Below are 17,251 nucleotides of genomic sequence, written 5' to 3' on the forward strand. Positions count from 1 at the left end.
TCAGGGTTTTGTTGAGGTTCTCCTCTTCTTCATACCCTGCCTGTTATCCCTAAGCTGTTCTAGGTTACTTAGCTTATTTCAACAGAACGATTCGCACCTGCAATTCCTTATCCAGAAATTCTGGTTGTTTCGTCCAATCAATTTCCCGGTGTTCGAGTGGGAAAAAGAAAAGCATAAATTCTTGAAAGTACAGTTGTAAAATATCCTTCCAGGGCGAATCATATTCAGTTGGAGGATTAGTCATGTGAGTAAATAGTTATTTCAACGTTTCTGCATCTCAATATACGATAAAATCAAGCACAATATTTACAACTGACTACTCCAATTTAGCCGCCTTTCATTCAAGCAAATATTGTGTATGTCCGTACCAAATCCCGCATTTAATAATAATCGCTCAAGCTGAGATTAATATGAAAACAACGAGTGGTTTTCTACTTACCTTGCAGCCACATTCATATCTTTTGACAATGCTATAACGCAAGGGCAAGCGGTTGGACAAACTTAACCGCTCCCGTTGAGATAACAAAAATATCCCCAAAAATAACCGAATCTTAACCACAGCAAATATTCAAAGAGAGCGAATGCAACGCAGCACTCGGACAATAATCTCCCATTCATCTCTGATAAATATCCTCCGCACGCACAAACTATCCAAATATAGCTACCAATAAAAATGTAACTAACAACTTATTATCTTCTGTGTATAGCTACCAAATTGTCCAACGAATGCACCCATCGTATTCGTCGCAATCTCTACATTTATCAAGCGCGTCTATCCCTTTCATCGCCAGAAACATAAGTAGATATACATATAATCATCCTGACTGAGACTAACAGTAAGCCTATTAGAATCTCGAAAAGCCTGATACTTATAGTTATCTTCACCGACATCTGATTTAACTGCTTTTTCCTCAATTTTAGTAATTCCACGTTGGGCAGTCGATTTAAATTTGAATAGCATGAAAGAATATTTTAACTATTTATATAACTATGGCACGCAGCGCACAATTAATATCCGATTCCAAAAACAAACTCAAAAAAGTTAGCGCTATCTTTGAAGCAAAAGCAAAGCAACCGAAGAACCTAACTCTACAGCAATTTATCCAAGCGCTCTCCACCCAAATCGATAAAATGCTGGCAGTGGGTTATACGCTACAAGAAGTTGCAGCAATCCTCAAATCAGAAGGGGTTAACGTGCAACCCACAACAATTAAATCCTATCTCTTGAAAGCACGAGCAAAAAACTCCAGTACGGCAAATAATAATCCCGCATCAACCCAAACAAAGTCAGATATTAATCGCAAAGCAAGCAGTCGGGAGCAAGCGAAAAATAACCAAGCCACTGCCAATTATAACTCGAATAAATCTGACAACATGCAAGCACCAGCAACTAATGAAGCAACCGAAACTGAAACTATTCAACCACCCGCACCAACTGATTTTTATATTAAATATAACACTCAGTGTAAAATTAGGACAGGTAGGCTCTGGTTGGCAGCATACTTAGACGAGCGAGGGAGGTGTTAGTCACGGTTCCCACCGGGCGATAGTTCTCTCCGAAGTGCATACCCCTGATGAGAACTGAGACAAACGGACCAGAGTTTCGTGTTATTGAACCAACGATTCTCCTGAGGATGACGACTGGTAAAAAAGGTTGTATTGCGATAAAGAGTGTCATAGGCTAGGATTAGTAACTCTGCATCGGAGATTTCGGAAACCTGACGGAGTGTAATTTCGCCCAAGTATTCTTTCAAAACTTTAATTAGTCCTTCATTGGAATACTTGGAGCCAAGCAACCACCTTATGACATTTTTCCTGAGCCATGAAGCGTTGAATATTTCTCGCCCTCTTTCCGAGTAAATGTTTTTGAAATTTTCAGGTTCCTTGCCCAGAGCTATACCAGCAGCCAAAATTGACCCGGTAGACGTCCCAACGATTAGGTCGAAGTATTCGTGCGCGAGGTTTCCCAACTTCGGACCGAACTTCTTCCAAGATTGTTGCGGTTACTACTCCCCGAATTCCACCACCATCCAAAGCCAAAATCTTAAATTTTTCCGATTTCGATGATGACATATGCAAATAAACGTCAAAGGTTTACTTATATAAATGTTCCCTTTAAGGCTTTGGAAATTTCATACCGATCGCAAACAGAAGGAAAAATAAAGATTTACCTTGAGCCGCATTGCCAGTTCGCGCATCATTGGCACATGAGCGCGACGGTTGGAGTATCTGTACAAAACAAGTCAATTGCATCCATAAACTTTTGTACAAAAGTGCTATTGTATTAAAATACTAAAGTTAAAGTATATAGTAGTATTATTATGCAATAAATAATTAGTGCTATAGTACAATGCAACAATCTCACACGACTACAGTTGTCACCTTGGGGCTAGCAGGCGGACAGGGCAAGAGTACCGTCGCCCTGATGCTCGGTCGATACCTGGGACGGTTAGGGATTCCGGTACTGTTTGTTGATGCCGACCCCCAATCTAGTCTGACCAGTTTTTTGGGAGTCAAGGTACAGCCAAATACCCCTACCCTGCTGGAGGTAATTACCACTACGGAAGAAAAAACACCCCTTATTAATGCGATCGCACCCGTACCGGATGTCCAACTAGACAACCGCACTATCAATAACACCAACTTGTTTTTAATACCCTCAGACGATGGACTTGAGAACGCGAATTATAAGCTTGCAAGCAGCGGGATTAGTTTATTTATCCTGAGAAACCGCTTGCAACCCATTGCCAACAACTTTGGGGTAATAATTGTAGACCCACCCCCTGAGCGATCACACCTTGCTCAAACTTCCCTCGGTGCAGGCGACAAGTGGATAATCCCCGCAGAAGCCAACGTCAAGGGAGTGCAGTCGTTGGTACGAACACTCGAACTAGTCAAAGAATTTCAGCCAGCTTTACCATACGGTGAACTAATGGGAGTAGTACCCTTCCGTGCAAAGTGGACGGGTGTAAACCCCACAAAAGCCACCAAAAGCAGTATCTCAGCAATGGGCGAGATAGTGGGACTTGACTTAATGTTACCCCACATTCTGGAATCCGATGTATATAAAAATGCCATTAACCAACGAGTATCCCCCACAGACTTAGGACAACCGGGACTGGAATATCCAATTTCAGTATTGGCGCAGAAGCTAAAACCAACACTGCCAGAACAGTACGCTTTACTTATCCCGACAGAAACAGTGTAATTTATAGTACCAGGAGTTACCCATGAACCTTTTAGATGAAATTCGCTCTCGCGCAACCCAACCAACCGTTCCCCCACGCCAGGACGTATTGCAACAACCGACTACTGATACTTTAACAGAACTGAGTGCAACTGATGCGGTGCAGCAACCAACCGAAGTATCAGAACTCAAACGCTTGGAAGAATTACTCGCCAACTTTCCAGAAATTGCTGCTAGAATACCCGTGCGGTTAGAAACTCCAATTAAAGACGAACTCGACGAACTGTGCAACCGAGAAAAAGTCACAATCGAAACATTACTTGAAGCGTTTTACGTAACCTGCTTTGATAAAGAATCCGTGATGAAGCAGGTTGTTAAAGAAGCAAAAAAGCGGTTGAAAAGTCGGAAGGAGGCGGGTAATATTCGCTCCAGTCTTACCAAACTCCACAATTTGACTAAAAAATGACCTATAAGCGTAATTGTCCAACAAGCGTCGCTACTCAATAATTTCGTCATATTGATTGGTGTCATCTGACTCATAATTGTCATAACTGCCTGTGCTTCTAAATAAATACGGGATTGGGTTTGGTCGTCAAATGGACGATTGAAACAGCAGGCATTGCTGTTATATTTTATATTGTTTGCTCATAGTGTTTAATCATTTGAAGCATAGAATGCGCGTCGAGTTTTCCTGTTAACAACTCTTGCATTATGCCCTGTTTAAGAGTTTTATATTTATCCTTGTTTTTGTTAGATCAGAACCTCGGCAACACCGTACCAGTGCCCGCATCCTTCTGAGTGCGGACGTAAAGTTTTGTCGTATCAGTTTTGCTATGACCCAACTGGCTTTGCACCTCAAAAACATTCTTATACTCCACCGCCCTCGACGCATGAGAATGCCGCAGCCAATGACACGAAAACTTAACCTTGGCAACCTCAGATATATCTTGAATCAATTGCTTAATCGCCCGATCGCTCAACGGCAACCCCCGCTTCTTGGGATTCGGCGACACATTTGGAAACACCGGCACGCGATCAGCAGCCATCCCTCGATACTTCTTAAACTGCGATGATGTCTCGTGGTCCAACCCAATCTCCCGGTACTTCCCACCCTTTCCTCGGAACTTAATGGTGTAATAACCCCGCTGCCTGTCTTCTCTTGTCGGGTCAGGCTGCCATTTAAAATTGCTCCAATATAAACCCGGATAATCTTCCCTCGGTTTCCCCCTTTCATCACCTGGAACCGTCACCCTTCCAACCTCCCCAACCCGCATTCCACTATAAAAAAGGAGATTGAATACAAGCCAATGCTTCCCACCCAACTGTTTGGCAGCATGAGCCAGCTTCTTCATCTCGAAATCTTCGAGATATCGCTCAGATTTAGGTAAATCGCTGAAATTATCGTAATTTATACTACTCGCAATATTCCTTAAAAAATAGCCAATACTCGAGGCGCTGCCATAACTCCACAGCGAACGCAGCATTAAAATCTGGTTAGATTTAGTATAAGGGGAAACCTCACCCCAACTATTAATAAATTCCAGTAACAATGGTAGCTGCACCAAACGCAAATCCCCTATCCCTCCATTTCGTACCCAATCGAGTAATTTTTGACCAAATCGATAGTATTTTCGCTTAGTTTGCTCCCGATTTTGCGACCCTGCCCAAGCCAAAATCAACTCAGAATCGCTACCCACAGCCGGAGTCCCATAATAATACGAACGTATTACCGACTCTACCAACTCCGGGGTCACTTGAGATTCTTGGTGATTAATTACACCCATATGTGGAGTTGCTGGCAGAATTTCGACTTGAGAGACCTCAATATTGTTCGCATCCATTATGGAAAAAACGGTTACGGCTACGTTAAAAAATAACTTCCTGGAAGTGCAGTTACAGGAAGCAGTTTTTAGATTATACCGCGTGGGTGAATATGCGGTAATTGATGAGAGTGAATGTTGTTCTTCCTTTGCGATCGCCTTAAAACCCCAGCCGCTCGCTCAATCCGCGAGTCGGGAGGGTCACTTTACACCATCCCAGTAATTAAGCAATGCTTTCAGCATCCAATTCCTAATCCGCTGATATCAATGCAATAAGATTCGATATCGTGCTTCTCTGCTATCAATACTGCTATCACCATGTCTTCTTCCTGTGATGATAATAAACAAGCGTGCAATGGTGCGTGTCCCCACTCCCCGCTCTTCCAGCAGTTCATGCCGGATTAAAGCAAATGTCCCAACACTGAATTGTTGCGAGCGCGGAAACATTCAGTATTTTCGTCGTCGATGGCATGAATTTATTTTTCAAACATGATATTTCCTAGTGTTTTGTTGTAGTTAATAATGCGATTGTTTGTTTCTCGGCAAACATTAATGCTATCAAGCATTACTTAGTCTTCAAAGCTGAGTGGTTTACCATTGAAGTGTTGGTAAATTTGCTCAGGGTGAAACCAATCGGGCAAGGTCTTCTCAACGTCGTCAAGGTTGTTTCCTTGCTCATCCACTAACCCGTAACGTACAACGACCCTTTTTAGCGGTGTTTCACCATTAGCTGAGAATTTCTCAAGCAATACGGTACCCGATTTTCTAGCGCTTGCTGTACCGTCTGGAAATGATTCATTGGTAGCATTGTGAGTAATGCCCAAAAGATATTCCTTAGCCTTGCGGGTATCAGTTAAGCTCATCTTGAAAAAGGCGATCGCACTTTCGCCGCACAGGGATTTTAAATTGGTAAATTCATCTACAATGACTTGCTGTTTAGTGGTCGGTTTTTGCTTAATTCTGGTTAGCCAACGTTCACAACAATCTTCAAAAGCAAGGCTTATTTCAGACTCTGACTCTGCCTTACTAGCAGCGTCTAATAACTTCCATACATCGGCATTATCCCCAGTGGCATGTCTATCGATCAGTTGATGAATTGGTGCGTCAAGGCAATACTTTCTAATTAATGCAATAGCTGTGGCGGTGTAAGTCTTGCCGCTCCCTTGATTCCCTATAAGCCATAAGGGTTTAAGCGAATTGATTATTTTCCATAAATAACCATCTTCATGATTTTTGAGCGCATTTATAAGGGTATGCTTAAGGTCTTCATCTGCTGAAACCTGTTCTGGTTCCTTGACTTTACTCTCTGTCTTAGCTCGCTCCTTATCAGCTTTCGCCTTAGCTAGGAGATTCTCGGCGATGGTTTTATCTTGAGCCGAGTGGTTGACAGCACGCGCTTTTATGAAATCTTCAAACTGAATTCGACTTTTTGCATTTTCATTCTCCTCGTCAGTTAAACCCAAAGCTTTACGTTCTTCGGTGTCCATTGCTGTTAGCCCATCTTTAAGACGCTCAGTGTGCAATGCGGTTGAATGCTGCTTGACTTCCCTGCGATGCACACTACTTAGCCAGGTAGTGTAACCGTCTGTTTTCTCAGCTTCACCTAATTCGTAGTCTCTGCGCTTAAGTCGTTGCGATCGCACAGTGAAACAAGCCGCCACACCCCAAAGCCCGACAATGGCAATTGCATTACTTTCTAACTGGTGATGATTGTCTGTAGGCAGGTCGCGCACCCATTGGATTGCATTACCTTTATATGGGATAACACTGTTATATCCGCCATATCGATCCCATTCTTCTGTCAAGACGTATCGGGGTTGGTTGCAATAAGTCCTGTCGAGGTAAAGCTGTCCTTTTTGGGATTTTGACACTGGGCAGAATTCAATCTGCGTCAAGTCGTAAGCCTGCCTAGTTTGAGTTGCAGCAAAGCCTGCGATCGCTGCCATCCCAAAAAAGCCAGCGGCAACCAACTCAAGTAAGTTGCGTTTCAATCTCTCCCTCCTTTAAAAATGATTCCCAGCGCACCCAATACGAGCAGAGCCGCAATTCCAATACTTAGCCAAGGGTCAAGACTTGGATGTTTTTGCTCGATAGTTTGAATGTCTTGATTAATTTGCGTCGCCGTTTCTCTAGTTAGTGCTTCAAAGTATTGATAGTCTTTTGTTGCCAGCCAAGTTACAGTGCCAGCAGTCGCTAACCCAGCTGCGCTTTTAAAAATGTTCTGCATATTGTCAACTTCTAATCCATCCCTGTTGTAATTAACTCGAAAGCCTGTTAGTCCCGCGAAAGAGCCAACGCTGCAAACAGAAAAACACAATGTAATTGCTAGCCAATAATTAACGCTGCCGCCAGTGAGTAATAAAAACTTAGCTATAAAAAAGCCTGTAGAATTAAGCGCCCACCCGACAAAAAATCTGGATAGTTTTTCGGTCGTATCAATAACTTCCTTGCGTTGCTGATTACGTGATTGCAAGTGTTCTATTAAATCTTTCGGCAACTGGGTATCTGAGACAATCTCGCCTAAACTTTCCTCTTGACCCTCATCAATGTCGTATGTCATATTGATACTGAATTATTAATATGAACCCACCAGCAGCCGGACAAAGTTACTAGTGGGTTTTGACTTTTAGTTTCAGAAACCCAGCAAAGTATCCTTAATTCTTTGGACTATAGAACGTCCTGCATATTGCTTCTTGGGCTTGAATTCATCAACAGCGTTATCACCAGTTTCGAGATAATATTTACCCAACTCTCGGTCGTGCTGTAAGTCGATAGTGCGTTGCTTGATATCGGTTTGTAGTTCCGCTTGCAGCATCTTATATTGTCCGTCAACTTCCATCATGTGCTTATCGACCCAAGCTTTTAATTTAAGGTGGTCTGTTGCCTGTTGATGGCGCAGTACTTCTTTGTCCTTGGCTGATGTGAAATCAAGCTTCATCTCTTCAAGGACATTAGCTAAATGGGTGTCTGCCAATGTTGCTGACTGCACCGCTCTCTCAATCTTTTCCCCACTAACACCAGCTTGTTTGTAGATATCACTGAGAACTTGATTTAGGTCTTCAGTTCCCTTGATTGCATTCAGCATCTGCTCTTTGACTTGTGGAGCAAACTCACTAATTCTTGCCCCGTCGTTACCCATTTGCCCTATCAGCTTCAGTGCCGACTTATCACCCGATAATGCTCTCACTACCAAATTAGTAGATGCATTGAATTTACCTTTGAGTTGCTTTTCGATCTGCCTGGATTTGGAAGTTACCAGATTTCTTAGCTTCATGGAATTTCTGACAGCCATACTTTTTATCCTCAGTCCAAATTACGTTGCATTGATACTCCATCCGCCTGACATATTGCTCTGTGGCTTGCCTCCTTTTTAGATATTGCTGATAGCTGAAAGACTCATTAATTGGCAGATACACCCAGTAATGCAGAGGTAAAATTACCCCTGCGAACGCGCCCAAACTAACAGCAATTCTTGACAGATGACTCGTCCTTGCCCAGCGAATAAGGAAACATTGGGCAAATGTTAATTCATCGCTATTAACCCACCCTGAGCCTTGAGAGGATGCCTTTGAGTTGGCTTTTAGTTTGGGTTCGGCTTTCCTCCAGCGCCGCGCTGATGCCCGTCAGTCCTTGAGCAAGTTTGTCTCTACTCTGTTCATGGCGGTTAACTACGCGCTCTTCCACCCTAGTAAGTGTCTGCTGAATTTTTGCATCAACTTGATTAGCGGAATAATCCGCGTAAGCTAGCAGCGCAGTCTCTACATCTGAAAGGATTTCATCAAAAGTGCTTGCCGAACTGTCAACGCTGTCTGCGATATCGCAAACTTGGGCTTCGCTTAACACCATTCCCAATTCTGCTGCCTTAGTTGCAACCATCTCGCCTACCTGAGATTGTGGAATGGTGGCAAGTTTTGACTCCTCAATAACTTCCTCATCTAGTGGTGGCTGTGTCTCTAGTTCTGATAACGTTACAGGAACTGCTAGTTTAGTTGATTGCTTTTCAATGAGGTAATTGACAGCCTGAGTTAGTTGCTCCTTAGTCGGATTATCAAGGTCGTCGCACTCGGCAGCGTAAGCAGCTTCGGTAAATTCCTCCTTTGTGAATCCCTGATAGCCTTGCTTATACAACCGAGTGCGGACGTTATTTGTGAATTTGTTAGACATAGTTTGCTCCTTATGCTACTAATTTGTTGTCTTCTGGATTGGCAGATTTCATAGGTTGCGATCGCTTGGCAATAGCCCAATTAGTAGCTACAAAAGCAACCAATGCCAAATCTTTGCTACGACGGTATTTATCGGCTTGGTATTTAATGCCGGCTCTCTCAAACCAGTAGTAGCGAGTAGAGCGTGGCACGTCTTCCAAATCAATCTTTAAATATTCCGCTAGTAGCGTTAAGAACTGCTTGCAGGTGTACTCAATATTCTCTCCATCGTAAAAGTGCTTAAACGTTGCCCATCGCTCGTTAAAGTCTGGACTGCTGAAAGAAAAAGCTCCATATCGTCTCTTTAAAGAAGCAAAACTTTCAACAATCAATAAAGCGCTAGAAGCTTCAACCTCAAAGCCAAAATATCGCTTTAAATTTCCAACGACTCTGTACCAAGTTACGTCAGCAATTGACTTACCAATAATACGTTCATAAGCCTCTTTCAACTGTCGATACTTACTTAAATATTCCTTTGTTGCCACTTTCACCTCGTATTGTTACTAAAGTGTGTGATTAATTTACATGCCTTCCGTAAATCTAAAGAATCGGGCTATGTAGTATTTATGGATTTGGGAATTCGACCTATCCATTCTTATGGACACTATCAAATACCTTAGATTTTGAGCTTTGGACAAAATAAAAATTTGTCTGTTCGTCGGCTATACCCTGGTCGCAGTAAAGCGATACCCGCGAGCGGGGGTCTTTGGACAGAGCAAAATACCACCCCGTTTTAGCTACCCCTTGGAAGAAATCCAGCCTTGGAAAGGATGCGCGATCGCTTTTTCGTGTAGTTGCAGATGTTACCCACTTCTACACTCCATCTTGCGTCCGGACACAGGCTATCAAAGCGTCGGTCAACGGCTTAACAGCACGCATGTAATTCTCTACTTCATTACCGTCTTCCGCACTTTCCACTGCATCGAATAATTCCGAAATTGCCTGTTGGATTGCATTCAATAAAATCTCTTGTTTAGATGGTTGATAAATTGTTAAGTCTCGAACTTCTTGGGTTGCGAAATTCATAGATAATACCTCACTCAGTTAATAGCAACCGCATAACCGTATCTCCCGATGTTGGATAATTGGTTGTTGGAAACCGAGGGGTTTCTGCCCGTCCAGTTACCCCGCAGACTCACCTGCCAGGGTCTAACTTGTCAGCTATTAAGTTTTCATGGTTCAGACACGCGCCATTAGAACGACCGCATACATAAAGCGATCGCACAACAGATATTGCGTTGAACAAATGGTTTTGTCAGGAGTATTGACGTATTCAATTCCCCGATACTAGGATAGTAAAGGCAAGTACAGTTAAGTGTCAACCCCTATGCAAGTAATTATTTTTGGGTGAAAATTGCTAGCAAGGGATAGCACTTATATGTACTTGCTAATAATGCCGAGTAAAAAGCCAAAAGTAATGATTTATTTAGACCCAGACAAATTGGAGGTTTTGAAAAAGTGGGCAGAGTCAGAACATCGCTCTGTTAATAACTTGATAACGATGTTGCTCGATAAAGCAATAGAGTCCAAACAGGAGAATAAGGAAACAACATGACCAACGCAGGACAACCACCAACCATTGAAGAACGCTTAAGCCGCCTAGAAAACATCTTTGCCAACATTGGTGAAACAGTGGTTGCACAAAGCGACACTATTGATGTTGTCGTGGCGAACATCAATCAATTAACCGAGAACGTCAACAGACTAAATAATAGTGTCGATAATCTGACTATTGCTGTTAATCGTTCAACTGCAAATATTGAAATTTTAACAGCCCAAGCCGCAGAAGACAGACAGCAAGCAGCCGTTGATCGGCAAGAGTTCAGATCTGAGATTAGGCGGATTTGGGAATATTTACTACAGCAGGGTGGCAATGGGAATACCCCACCGAGTAATTAAATTAGGAGGATTTATGATCCAAGGCAAGGCGCGAAATCACTATTAAAATTACCGAACTGCCTACCGCCACCGCAGTCGAAAATGGTTGGCAGCATTTCCAAATTGACTGCGACGGGCAGATTATCAGTGTCACTGTTAAGCCCAAAGTTTGGAAGAAACTTACTGATGCCCAAGCAAACTTTCCGGAATGGGTAGGTGCGATTGCAGGGAAAATGGGTGAGGCGACCGAAAATGGTTTTATCCTGCTAGAACCGAACATCCAAGTTTTTGAAAAAAAGCCAAAAGCCGATAAAGTTGCAGCAACTTGATAGTTCATTTTTCCCATCAATGGGAAAAATGAGAATTTCATGGACGGGAATCTTAACTCAAATAACTTTTAACTTAGATTCTTCCAGGTTAAGGCTTTTAGCCATTACCTTCAATTCTTCAATAACTTTTGGCACGTTCAAAACTGTGAATTTCCCTTGTCCTATCTCGACACCATCATCAATAACTATATCTGGAAATTCAAGAATCATTTTATAAATTGCTTTTGATTGTATCTCTGACAAATTATATGCATTAAACTGGACATATATCCCAAGATTCCCGATAACGCCCTTTTCCCCAAAATAAATATTCAGAAACTTGTCAATATCTTTAATAATAAGTTCTATATCAATAGGCTTTTCAGAATCTTTAAAAGCTTTGTCAATCTGCTGGAGCGACCAAATTTTACGGAAGTGATACAAAATCCTCAAAAATATTATTTGATTCCAACTATACAAGACTGCTGGAATTTTACGAGGTTTAATAATTTCTAATTGCTCTAATTTTTGTAATTGTTTTCGAGTAAAACCAGAAAGCTCTACCGTCTCCTTCTGGGAAAACATTCTAGATTTTTCTAGCCTTGCAAGCCTTTGTTCCCGCTTCATTCCAGCTTCTCCATCTCCTACGGAATTATTCTACTGCTCTCAAGTTTACAGAAAAGGACAATTGTGAACTATAGTTATATGGAGGGTATGGAAGAAAACTTTGCAGGTATTGTGAAGCGCTCTTGTTGAAGTACCCGAAGCTTACCTGGTAGCACTCATTGACCCTTTTTCTGAGTTTGGCGACGAGGAAAAAATCTTTGAGTTTAAACCAGGAAGCTCCTTGCAGGCGAGTTGTACGACCAACTCTTGTACGACTAACTCATCTTGCTCATCGTGACCGTCATTTTTACGACTAACTTCCGACAGCATAACTGACAGTTATTTCATCGTGACGGTTATTTCGACTAGCTTCCGACAGCAAAGCTGACGGCTATTCATCATCATTCTTACGACTAATTTCCGGCAGCATGACTGACGGCTATTTCATCGTGATTTCAATTATATCAATACAGAACAACAAAATTGCTAAATTCCCTCTCTTGGAAATTCCAGGCTGCATCTGGGGGGTGGCACAATGACAACTCCGCCCTCTAACATTAAACAGAACCACTACCTTGAATGGCTTGCTGACGGTGTAGACCCAGGAATTATTGCTCTCAACGTCCGCTCGGTCGAGGGTGAATTAGCTGGCGTTGATGGAGAATACTCTTTACCGGTCGCCGAATTTCTAAATATTCCCATCACGCGAGGACGCTGGATAAATCGCAAGGGCTTTAAAGATTGGGGTAAATTAAATCGCCAAGACTGGGCGAGAAGTGCCAGCGGTTGGATCTGCCGAGGGCTAGATCCACAAAACAATTGGCAAGAAATGTGCTGGGGCTGTTTTAAAGCGGACTCGCCCTGGATTGACTGCGACGGGGATAAGAAAAAACCCCGTAAATACGAACATCCTCAAGGTGAACCTACACGGGCATTTTTCTTGAAAGTGCCGCTAAATGTTTGGCAACGAGTAGCAGATCGCTATAACGTGCCAATGCCAGAAAATATTGTGGTAGATTCTCTAGGCTCGGCAATCGGTTTTTGGGCTTGGGTACTATCTGAAGAAATTCCACTTATCATTACTGAGGGAGCCAAAAAAGCAGGAGCCTTGTTGACGGCGGGTTATGCAGCTGTAGGACTACCTGGAATTAACTCCGGATATCGTAAAACACAAGAGTCATCCGGAGAAAATAATTATCACTTAATTCCAGATTTAAAGCCATTCGCCACTACTTTAAACCCAATTCCCGGCTTCCAACCATTCGACGGTAGGGACATTTACATTTGCTTTGACAATGACCCAAAGCCCACGACGAAGCGTAACGTTGTTATTGCGACTTGTCGATTAGGGAAACTGTTCTCCGATGCCCACAGCACAGTTAGAGTTATCCAACTTAATGGTGAAGAAAAAGGTTGTGATGATTGGATTGTTGCCCACGGTCAGGAGGCATTTGAAAAACTTTACCAAAAAGCTAAAACCTTAAGACTTTACCGAATTACAAATCGAGTTCCCAGTTTCACCTATGAACCAGATTTAATTTTAAATCAACGCTACTTGGGTGAATTACCACGAACTGAAAGCGGATTAGCATTTGTTAAAGCACCCAAAGGCTCAGGCAAAACTGAAAGCTTGGATAAATTAGTCACCGAAGCGATTGGAATCGGCAGACCAATTATTTCATTGACTCATCGCATTCAGCTAGGAAGACACCTTTGCGACCGACTAGGACTTACGTGGATCAGCGATAAAGACCCAGTTCTTGGTAGGAGATTTGTCGGGCTATGCGTCGATTCGCTCTGGAAATTAAATCCAGAGAATTACCGTAACGCCATTCTTATCTTCGATGAAATTGAGCAAGTAATTTGGCATATTTTAAATAGCTCTACTTGTCGCCAACGCCGAACTGAGATTCTCAAAAAATTAAAGCAATTTATAAATACAATACTCAGCACTGGTGGTTTGATAATCGGGCTGGATGCTGACTTATCTGACCGCTCTATTGATTATTTACTTGAATTAATTGAAGGTGAAATAAAACCAAAGCCTTGGATTTGCGTAAATAATTACAAACCAGAAACTAAGACCAAAGTTGTTTTCTATGATTACCGTAATCCCAGCAGGATAGTACGTAAACTCGAAGAATCTCTTGCGAATGGGGAAAAACTTTACATTTGCGCTGATTCTAGAGATGGTACATTTAGTACCACCGGCTTGACTCAAAAACTCCAAACACGATTTCCTACTTTAAAAATATTGTGCGTGGATGCCAATACTACTAGCACGTTAGGGCATCCAGCAGTAGGATTTGTTGACAAGATTAATGAACAAATTACCAATTGGGATGTGGTAATTTGTAGTCCCTCAATTGGTAGTGGAGTTTCAATTGACGTTAAAGGACACTTTGATAAAGTATTTGGAATTTTTATTGGTGTAATTCCTGATTGGGAGGCACGGCAGGCATTAGCGCGAGTCAGGGAAGGAATTGAGAGGCATGTTTGGTGTGCAAAACTTGGGGTAGGTTTTGTTAATAAATCCATCCGCTGCACCAACTACAAACAGATTGTGTCACTGTTGATAAATAATGCTAAATACAATTTCATCCGGGCTGAACTAACTCCACCATCACAGAACGTTGATGACTTTTTAGAAGGGCATTTTGAACCAGCACATATTAAAACTTGGGCAAAATATGCAGCCGAAATTAATACTTCTATGTGGCATTACGGAGAGTGCATGTTTGAGGGGCTAAAAGAAGAGGGCTGCGTAATTGAGGTAAAGAGTGATAATGAGTTAAACCGGAAACTAGATGAAATATGTAGTGAGCTACAGGCGCTAAATAATCGGGAGTGTTCGGATGAAGATTATTGGCGAATGTCAGAACTTTGTGAAGAAAGGGAGAGGATTGCTGATATTCTTGACCGAGAACAAAATAAAGATGCACTAATTCGGCAAGAACTCAAAAGTACTTCTCTTGACCGTAAAGAAACAAAATACAAAAATGTAAGTAAAGTGCCGTTACCAACTGAAGAGGAATACGAGGAGCTGGCAAGCAAAATTGTAAAAACACAAAAGGAAAAATGTCAAGAACAAAAATACACCTTGGATCAGATGTATGCGAGTGCTGTACCGATAACACCAGAGTTGGTGAAAAAAACGGAGGAGAATAAATATTACCCCCGGTGTCTGTTAGATTTCTTCCGCACCCACAACCCAGAATTTGCAAAACTTTCCGACCGCAAGCAAATTTCTCACCAGCTTGAGTGCGGTGAACAAATTTATCTTCCTGATTTAAAAAATATTACCTTACAAGTTGAAACTCTTAATGCGCTCAAAATTGAGCAATGGATAAAACCAGGTGTCGTAGTCACCAAGGATAGTCCAGAACTATTAAGTTGGCTCGAATGGGTTTTGGGCTTCAGGAAAGATATTTACAAGATATTCGGCATCAACTTAAATAACCACGTTCCCACTCATAATGATGAGACGGTGGTAGATCCCATTGGGATGCTCAATCGCCTTCTAGAATTGGTTGCATTGAAATATACGAGTGAACAAAGAAAGGGTAAGCGAGGCGAAAAACGTTTACGAACTTACACTTTGGATGAAACATTGCTCAACGATGAGCGAGTCCAGATTTTCCCCAAGTGGTCAGAAAAATGGCTTGACGAACTCCTGGAATCTCAGGCTGAGGCTAATCCCCTTATTTGGTCGGAAAAATGTATCACTATGATACCGTGTCCAGCAGATTCTAATAATATAACAATACAAAAAGTGCTGGACACCAACTCAGAAGTGCTGGACACCAACTCAGGAGTGCTGGACACCAACTCAGAAGTGCTGGACACCAACTCAGAAGTGCTGGACACCAATGAAATTTATTCTCCCCAGCCTGTAGAGAAAACCTGGGCTAAACAACTTCAAGAAGGGGCTGTGGTGAGGTGGACCCAAAAAACTGGTAAATGGATTATAAAAGTACTGGGAACGGCAACGGCTTACTTGCAATGCGTAGATGATAGCTGGCAACAGTGGTGCTGGGATTTAAATGAATTGGTTGCAGATTAATTTTTTCCTCTTAAGAGGGAATTTCTACGAAAAATTCATTGACAGCAATCATCACACATTAAAGCGAATGCACCACCCATAAAGAGTGCGCCAATATTTATGAGCGAGAGTGCGATCGCGCTTTGCGAGAGCGATCGCTCATCCGACAAATGAAGCAATGGTTTTGTGTTGAAAGAACCCAACGTACAAACATGAAGAGAAAAAGCCACGCATAACCCAAAAAGGAGGCAACTCCTACCACCGCTTAAATAATTTGAAATTGTAAGCAAAGAAAATTTTGACGTTCACGACAGCATCTGATTACTCGGTTGCTGGCTGATAAATTGAGCGCAACTCCTCCACTGTGTTCGCTGTTTCTATCGCAGACAAAATTGCTTCTAATATGCTTACATCTTGAATAGTCTCAATTTCTGGTAATAAATTTTGACTCTCCGAGCCAAATTTAAGTTTCAAACTTGACGCTATGCCTTTCAATAGCCCTTGACGAATACCCAATCGCTCAACACTAGTTACATACTGCATACGTCTAGACTCCTCAAAGTTACGATATTCTTGCCAAAACTCGCCTTCTAAATTAAGCGGAAGGGTCATCATCCAGTCGATAAATTTGAATAAGCTAATGATATCTTCCCGCTCGAATTTTAGGTCGTATAATCTTTTTACCAAAGTAAGCTTTTGCCGCTTGCGTTCCGGTCTATCGCTGCTAGTCTCCAAGGCTGCCAGGTGTGCCATCACAATGATCGCAAACGGGTTGCTACTAGCTTCAAGTTCGGATTGCCTTTGCTCGTAGTCTAGCAGTTTTATCACGGGAAACCTAAAGTCAACCGTACACCCAAACAATTGGTAGCCAAATTGGTTGGGTCTCCACGATTCGCTATCGTCACCAAGAACAGCAAGTGATGCAACCGACTTTTTATACCTATCATAAATGCGATAATTGTACGTGTACATACGAGCCGCAAAGTTTGATTCTTCTTGACGAAAGCACCTCGACATGTACAAGTATCCAGGATTCTTCTCCCCCGGTGCGATAAATCTTCACCAATTTGTCCGCAAACCGTCTTCCTAGTTCGGCATCTCGTATCACTTCATTAAAGTCAACGACTCCCTCACGAGAGCCGTTGCTCTCCAAAACCGTGCTTAACAGTTTCCCGTTACACGGCTCCTCAGTGAAGAGGTGCTTATCA

At 42.3% G+C, this 17,251-nt stretch carries 22 protein-coding genes; 7 read left to right on the forward strand and 15 right to left on the reverse strand.

The features are described 5' to 3' along the window. Positions 1 to 73: 73 nt before the first annotated feature. Together PI95_RS31025 and PI95_RS31030 are read right to left on the reverse strand one after the other, a co-directional pair. Complete coding sequence (locus PI95_RS31025; RefSeq protein WP_336507644.1) at positions 74 to 244, reverse strand: hypothetical protein; 171 nt, start codon at positions 242 to 244, stop codon at positions 74 to 76. 537 nt (positions 245 to 781) lie between these two features. Beyond that, a complete protein-coding gene (locus tag PI95_RS31030; RefSeq protein WP_039744896.1) occupies positions 782 to 961 on the reverse strand; it encodes a hypothetical protein in 180 nt (59 codons plus the stop codon). Positions 962 to 990: 29 nt separating this feature from the next. Between PI95_RS31030 and PI95_RS31035 the strand changes: the two genes are divergently transcribed. After that, a complete protein-coding gene (locus PI95_RS31035; RefSeq protein WP_039744899.1) occupies positions 991 to 1,527 on the forward strand; it encodes a hypothetical protein in 537 nt (178 codons plus the stop codon). On the opposite strand, the gene PI95_RS37570 is transcribed toward PI95_RS31035, so the two are convergent. Beyond that, positions 1,524 to 1,970, reverse strand: coding sequence for a patatin-like phospholipase family protein (locus PI95_RS37570; RefSeq protein ID WP_052324956.1), 447 nt, complete (start codon positions 1,968 to 1,970; stop codon positions 1,524 to 1,526). The two genes, PI95_RS31035 and PI95_RS37570, sit on opposite strands and share 4 nt — an antisense overlap. A 380-nt stretch (positions 1,971 to 2,350) precedes the next feature. Here PI95_RS37570 and PI95_RS31045 point away from each other — a divergent pair, with 380 nt between their 5' ends. Continuing rightward, a complete protein-coding gene (locus tag PI95_RS31045; protein ID WP_039744902.1) occupies positions 2,351 to 3,208 on the forward strand; it encodes a ParA family protein in 858 nt (285 codons plus the stop codon). Between the two features lie 22 nt (positions 3,209 to 3,230). Further along, positions 3,231 to 3,653, forward strand: a complete 423-nt coding sequence (locus tag PI95_RS31050; RefSeq protein ID WP_039744906.1) for a carboxysome distribution maintenance protein McdB — start codon at positions 3,231 to 3,233, stop codon at positions 3,651 to 3,653. 289 nt (positions 3,654 to 3,942) lie between these two features. Here the strand turns inward: PI95_RS31050 and PI95_RS31055 are convergent, their stop codons facing one another. After that, entirely contained in the window at positions 3,943 to 5,028 is a 1,086-nt protein-coding gene (locus tag PI95_RS31055) for a tyrosine-type recombinase/integrase (protein WP_163519349.1), read from the reverse strand. Position 5,029: 1 nt separating this feature from the next. Between PI95_RS31055 and PI95_RS31060 the strand changes: the two genes are divergently transcribed. Continuing rightward, positions 5,030 to 5,230, forward strand: a complete 201-nt coding sequence (locus PI95_RS31060) for a hypothetical protein (RefSeq protein ID WP_039744909.1) — start codon at positions 5,030 to 5,032, stop codon at positions 5,228 to 5,230. Between the two features lie 41 nt (positions 5,231 to 5,271). Here PI95_RS31060 and PI95_RS31065 read toward each other — a convergent pair whose 3' ends face one another. The 7 genes from PI95_RS31065 to PI95_RS31095 all read right to left on the reverse strand — a co-directional run bounded on the left by PI95_RS31065 (position 5,272) and on the right by PI95_RS31095 (position 10,235). Next, positions 5,272 to 5,454, reverse strand: a complete 183-nt coding sequence (locus PI95_RS31065) for a hypothetical protein (protein WP_039744912.1) — start codon at positions 5,452 to 5,454, stop codon at positions 5,272 to 5,274. Between the two features lie 122 nt (positions 5,455 to 5,576). Next, positions 5,577 to 6,998, reverse strand: a complete 1,422-nt coding sequence (locus PI95_RS31070; RefSeq protein ID WP_052324957.1) for a hypothetical protein — start codon at positions 6,996 to 6,998, stop codon at positions 5,577 to 5,579. Continuing rightward, positions 6,995 to 7,567, reverse strand: coding sequence for a hypothetical protein (locus tag PI95_RS31075; RefSeq protein WP_039744915.1), 573 nt, complete (start codon positions 7,565 to 7,567; stop codon positions 6,995 to 6,997). The genes PI95_RS31070 and PI95_RS31075 overlap by 4 nt, the downstream gene beginning before the upstream one ends. A gap of 72 nt (positions 7,568 to 7,639) precedes the next feature. After that, a complete protein-coding gene (locus tag PI95_RS31080) occupies positions 7,640 to 8,299 on the reverse strand; it encodes a hypothetical protein (RefSeq protein ID WP_039744918.1) in 660 nt (219 codons plus the stop codon). A 245-nt stretch (positions 8,300 to 8,544) separates the two neighbouring features. Beyond that, on the reverse strand, positions 8,545 to 9,171 hold the full coding sequence (locus tag PI95_RS31085) for a hypothetical protein (protein ID WP_039744922.1): 627 nt from the start codon (positions 9,169 to 9,171) through the stop codon (positions 8,545 to 8,547). Positions 9,172 to 9,181: 10 nt separating this feature from the next. After that, positions 9,182 to 9,694 carry a hypothetical protein gene (locus tag PI95_RS31090; protein WP_163519350.1) on the reverse strand — a complete coding sequence of 171 codons (513 nt, stop codon included), beginning with the start codon at positions 9,692 to 9,694 and terminating at the stop codon, positions 9,182 to 9,184. Between the two features lie 328 nt (positions 9,695 to 10,022). Next, positions 10,023 to 10,235 carry a hypothetical protein gene (locus tag PI95_RS31095; protein ID WP_039744926.1) on the reverse strand — a complete coding sequence of 71 codons (213 nt, stop codon included), beginning with the start codon at positions 10,233 to 10,235 and terminating at the stop codon, positions 10,023 to 10,025. A 391-nt stretch (positions 10,236 to 10,626) separates the two neighbouring features. Between PI95_RS31095 and PI95_RS37575 the strand changes: the two genes are divergently transcribed. After that, positions 10,627 to 10,764, forward strand: coding sequence for a ribbon-helix-helix domain-containing protein (locus PI95_RS37575; RefSeq protein WP_373695729.1), 138 nt, complete (start codon positions 10,627 to 10,629; stop codon positions 10,762 to 10,764). After that, positions 10,761 to 11,108 carry a hypothetical protein gene (locus tag PI95_RS31105; protein WP_039744928.1) on the forward strand — a complete coding sequence of 116 codons (348 nt, stop codon included), beginning with the start codon at positions 10,761 to 10,763 and terminating at the stop codon, positions 11,106 to 11,108. The genes PI95_RS37575 and PI95_RS31105 overlap by 4 nt, the downstream gene beginning before the upstream one ends. A gap of 1 nt (position 11,109) precedes the next feature. On the opposite strand, the gene PI95_RS31110 is transcribed toward PI95_RS31105, so the two are convergent. Next, positions 11,110 to 11,424: a hypothetical protein gene (locus PI95_RS31110; protein ID WP_163519352.1), complete on the reverse strand. Its 315-nt coding sequence runs from the start codon at positions 11,422 to 11,424 to the stop codon at positions 11,110 to 11,112. Positions 11,425 to 11,473: 49 nt separating this feature from the next. Further along, positions 11,474 to 12,022: a hypothetical protein gene (locus PI95_RS31115; RefSeq protein ID WP_163519353.1), complete on the reverse strand. Its 549-nt coding sequence runs from the start codon at positions 12,020 to 12,022 to the stop codon at positions 11,474 to 11,476. A gap of 514 nt (positions 12,023 to 12,536) precedes the next feature. Here PI95_RS31115 and PI95_RS31120 point away from each other — a divergent pair. After that, the gene (locus PI95_RS31120; RefSeq protein WP_052324958.1) at positions 12,537 to 16,064 is read left to right on the forward strand and encodes a plasmid replication protein, CyRepA1 family; all 3,528 of its coding nucleotides are present in this window, start codon (positions 12,537 to 12,539) and stop codon (positions 16,062 to 16,064) included. A gap of 35 nt (positions 16,065 to 16,099) precedes the next feature. Here the strand turns inward: PI95_RS31120 and PI95_RS31125 are convergent, their stop codons facing one another. Beyond that, entirely contained in the window at positions 16,100 to 16,273 is a 174-nt protein-coding gene (locus PI95_RS31125; protein ID WP_163519354.1) for a hypothetical protein, read from the reverse strand. Positions 16,274 to 16,364: 91 nt separating this feature from the next. Next, positions 16,365 to 17,060, reverse strand: a complete 696-nt coding sequence (locus PI95_RS31130) for a hypothetical protein (RefSeq protein ID WP_236117268.1) — start codon at positions 17,058 to 17,060, stop codon at positions 16,365 to 16,367. Positions 17,061 to 17,251 lie beyond the last annotated feature (191 nt).

This window comes from Hassallia byssoidea VB512170 (assembly GCF_000817785.2).
Lineage (GTDB): Bacteria > Cyanobacteriota > Cyanobacteriia > Cyanobacteriales > Nostocaceae > Hassallia > Hassallia carrinoi.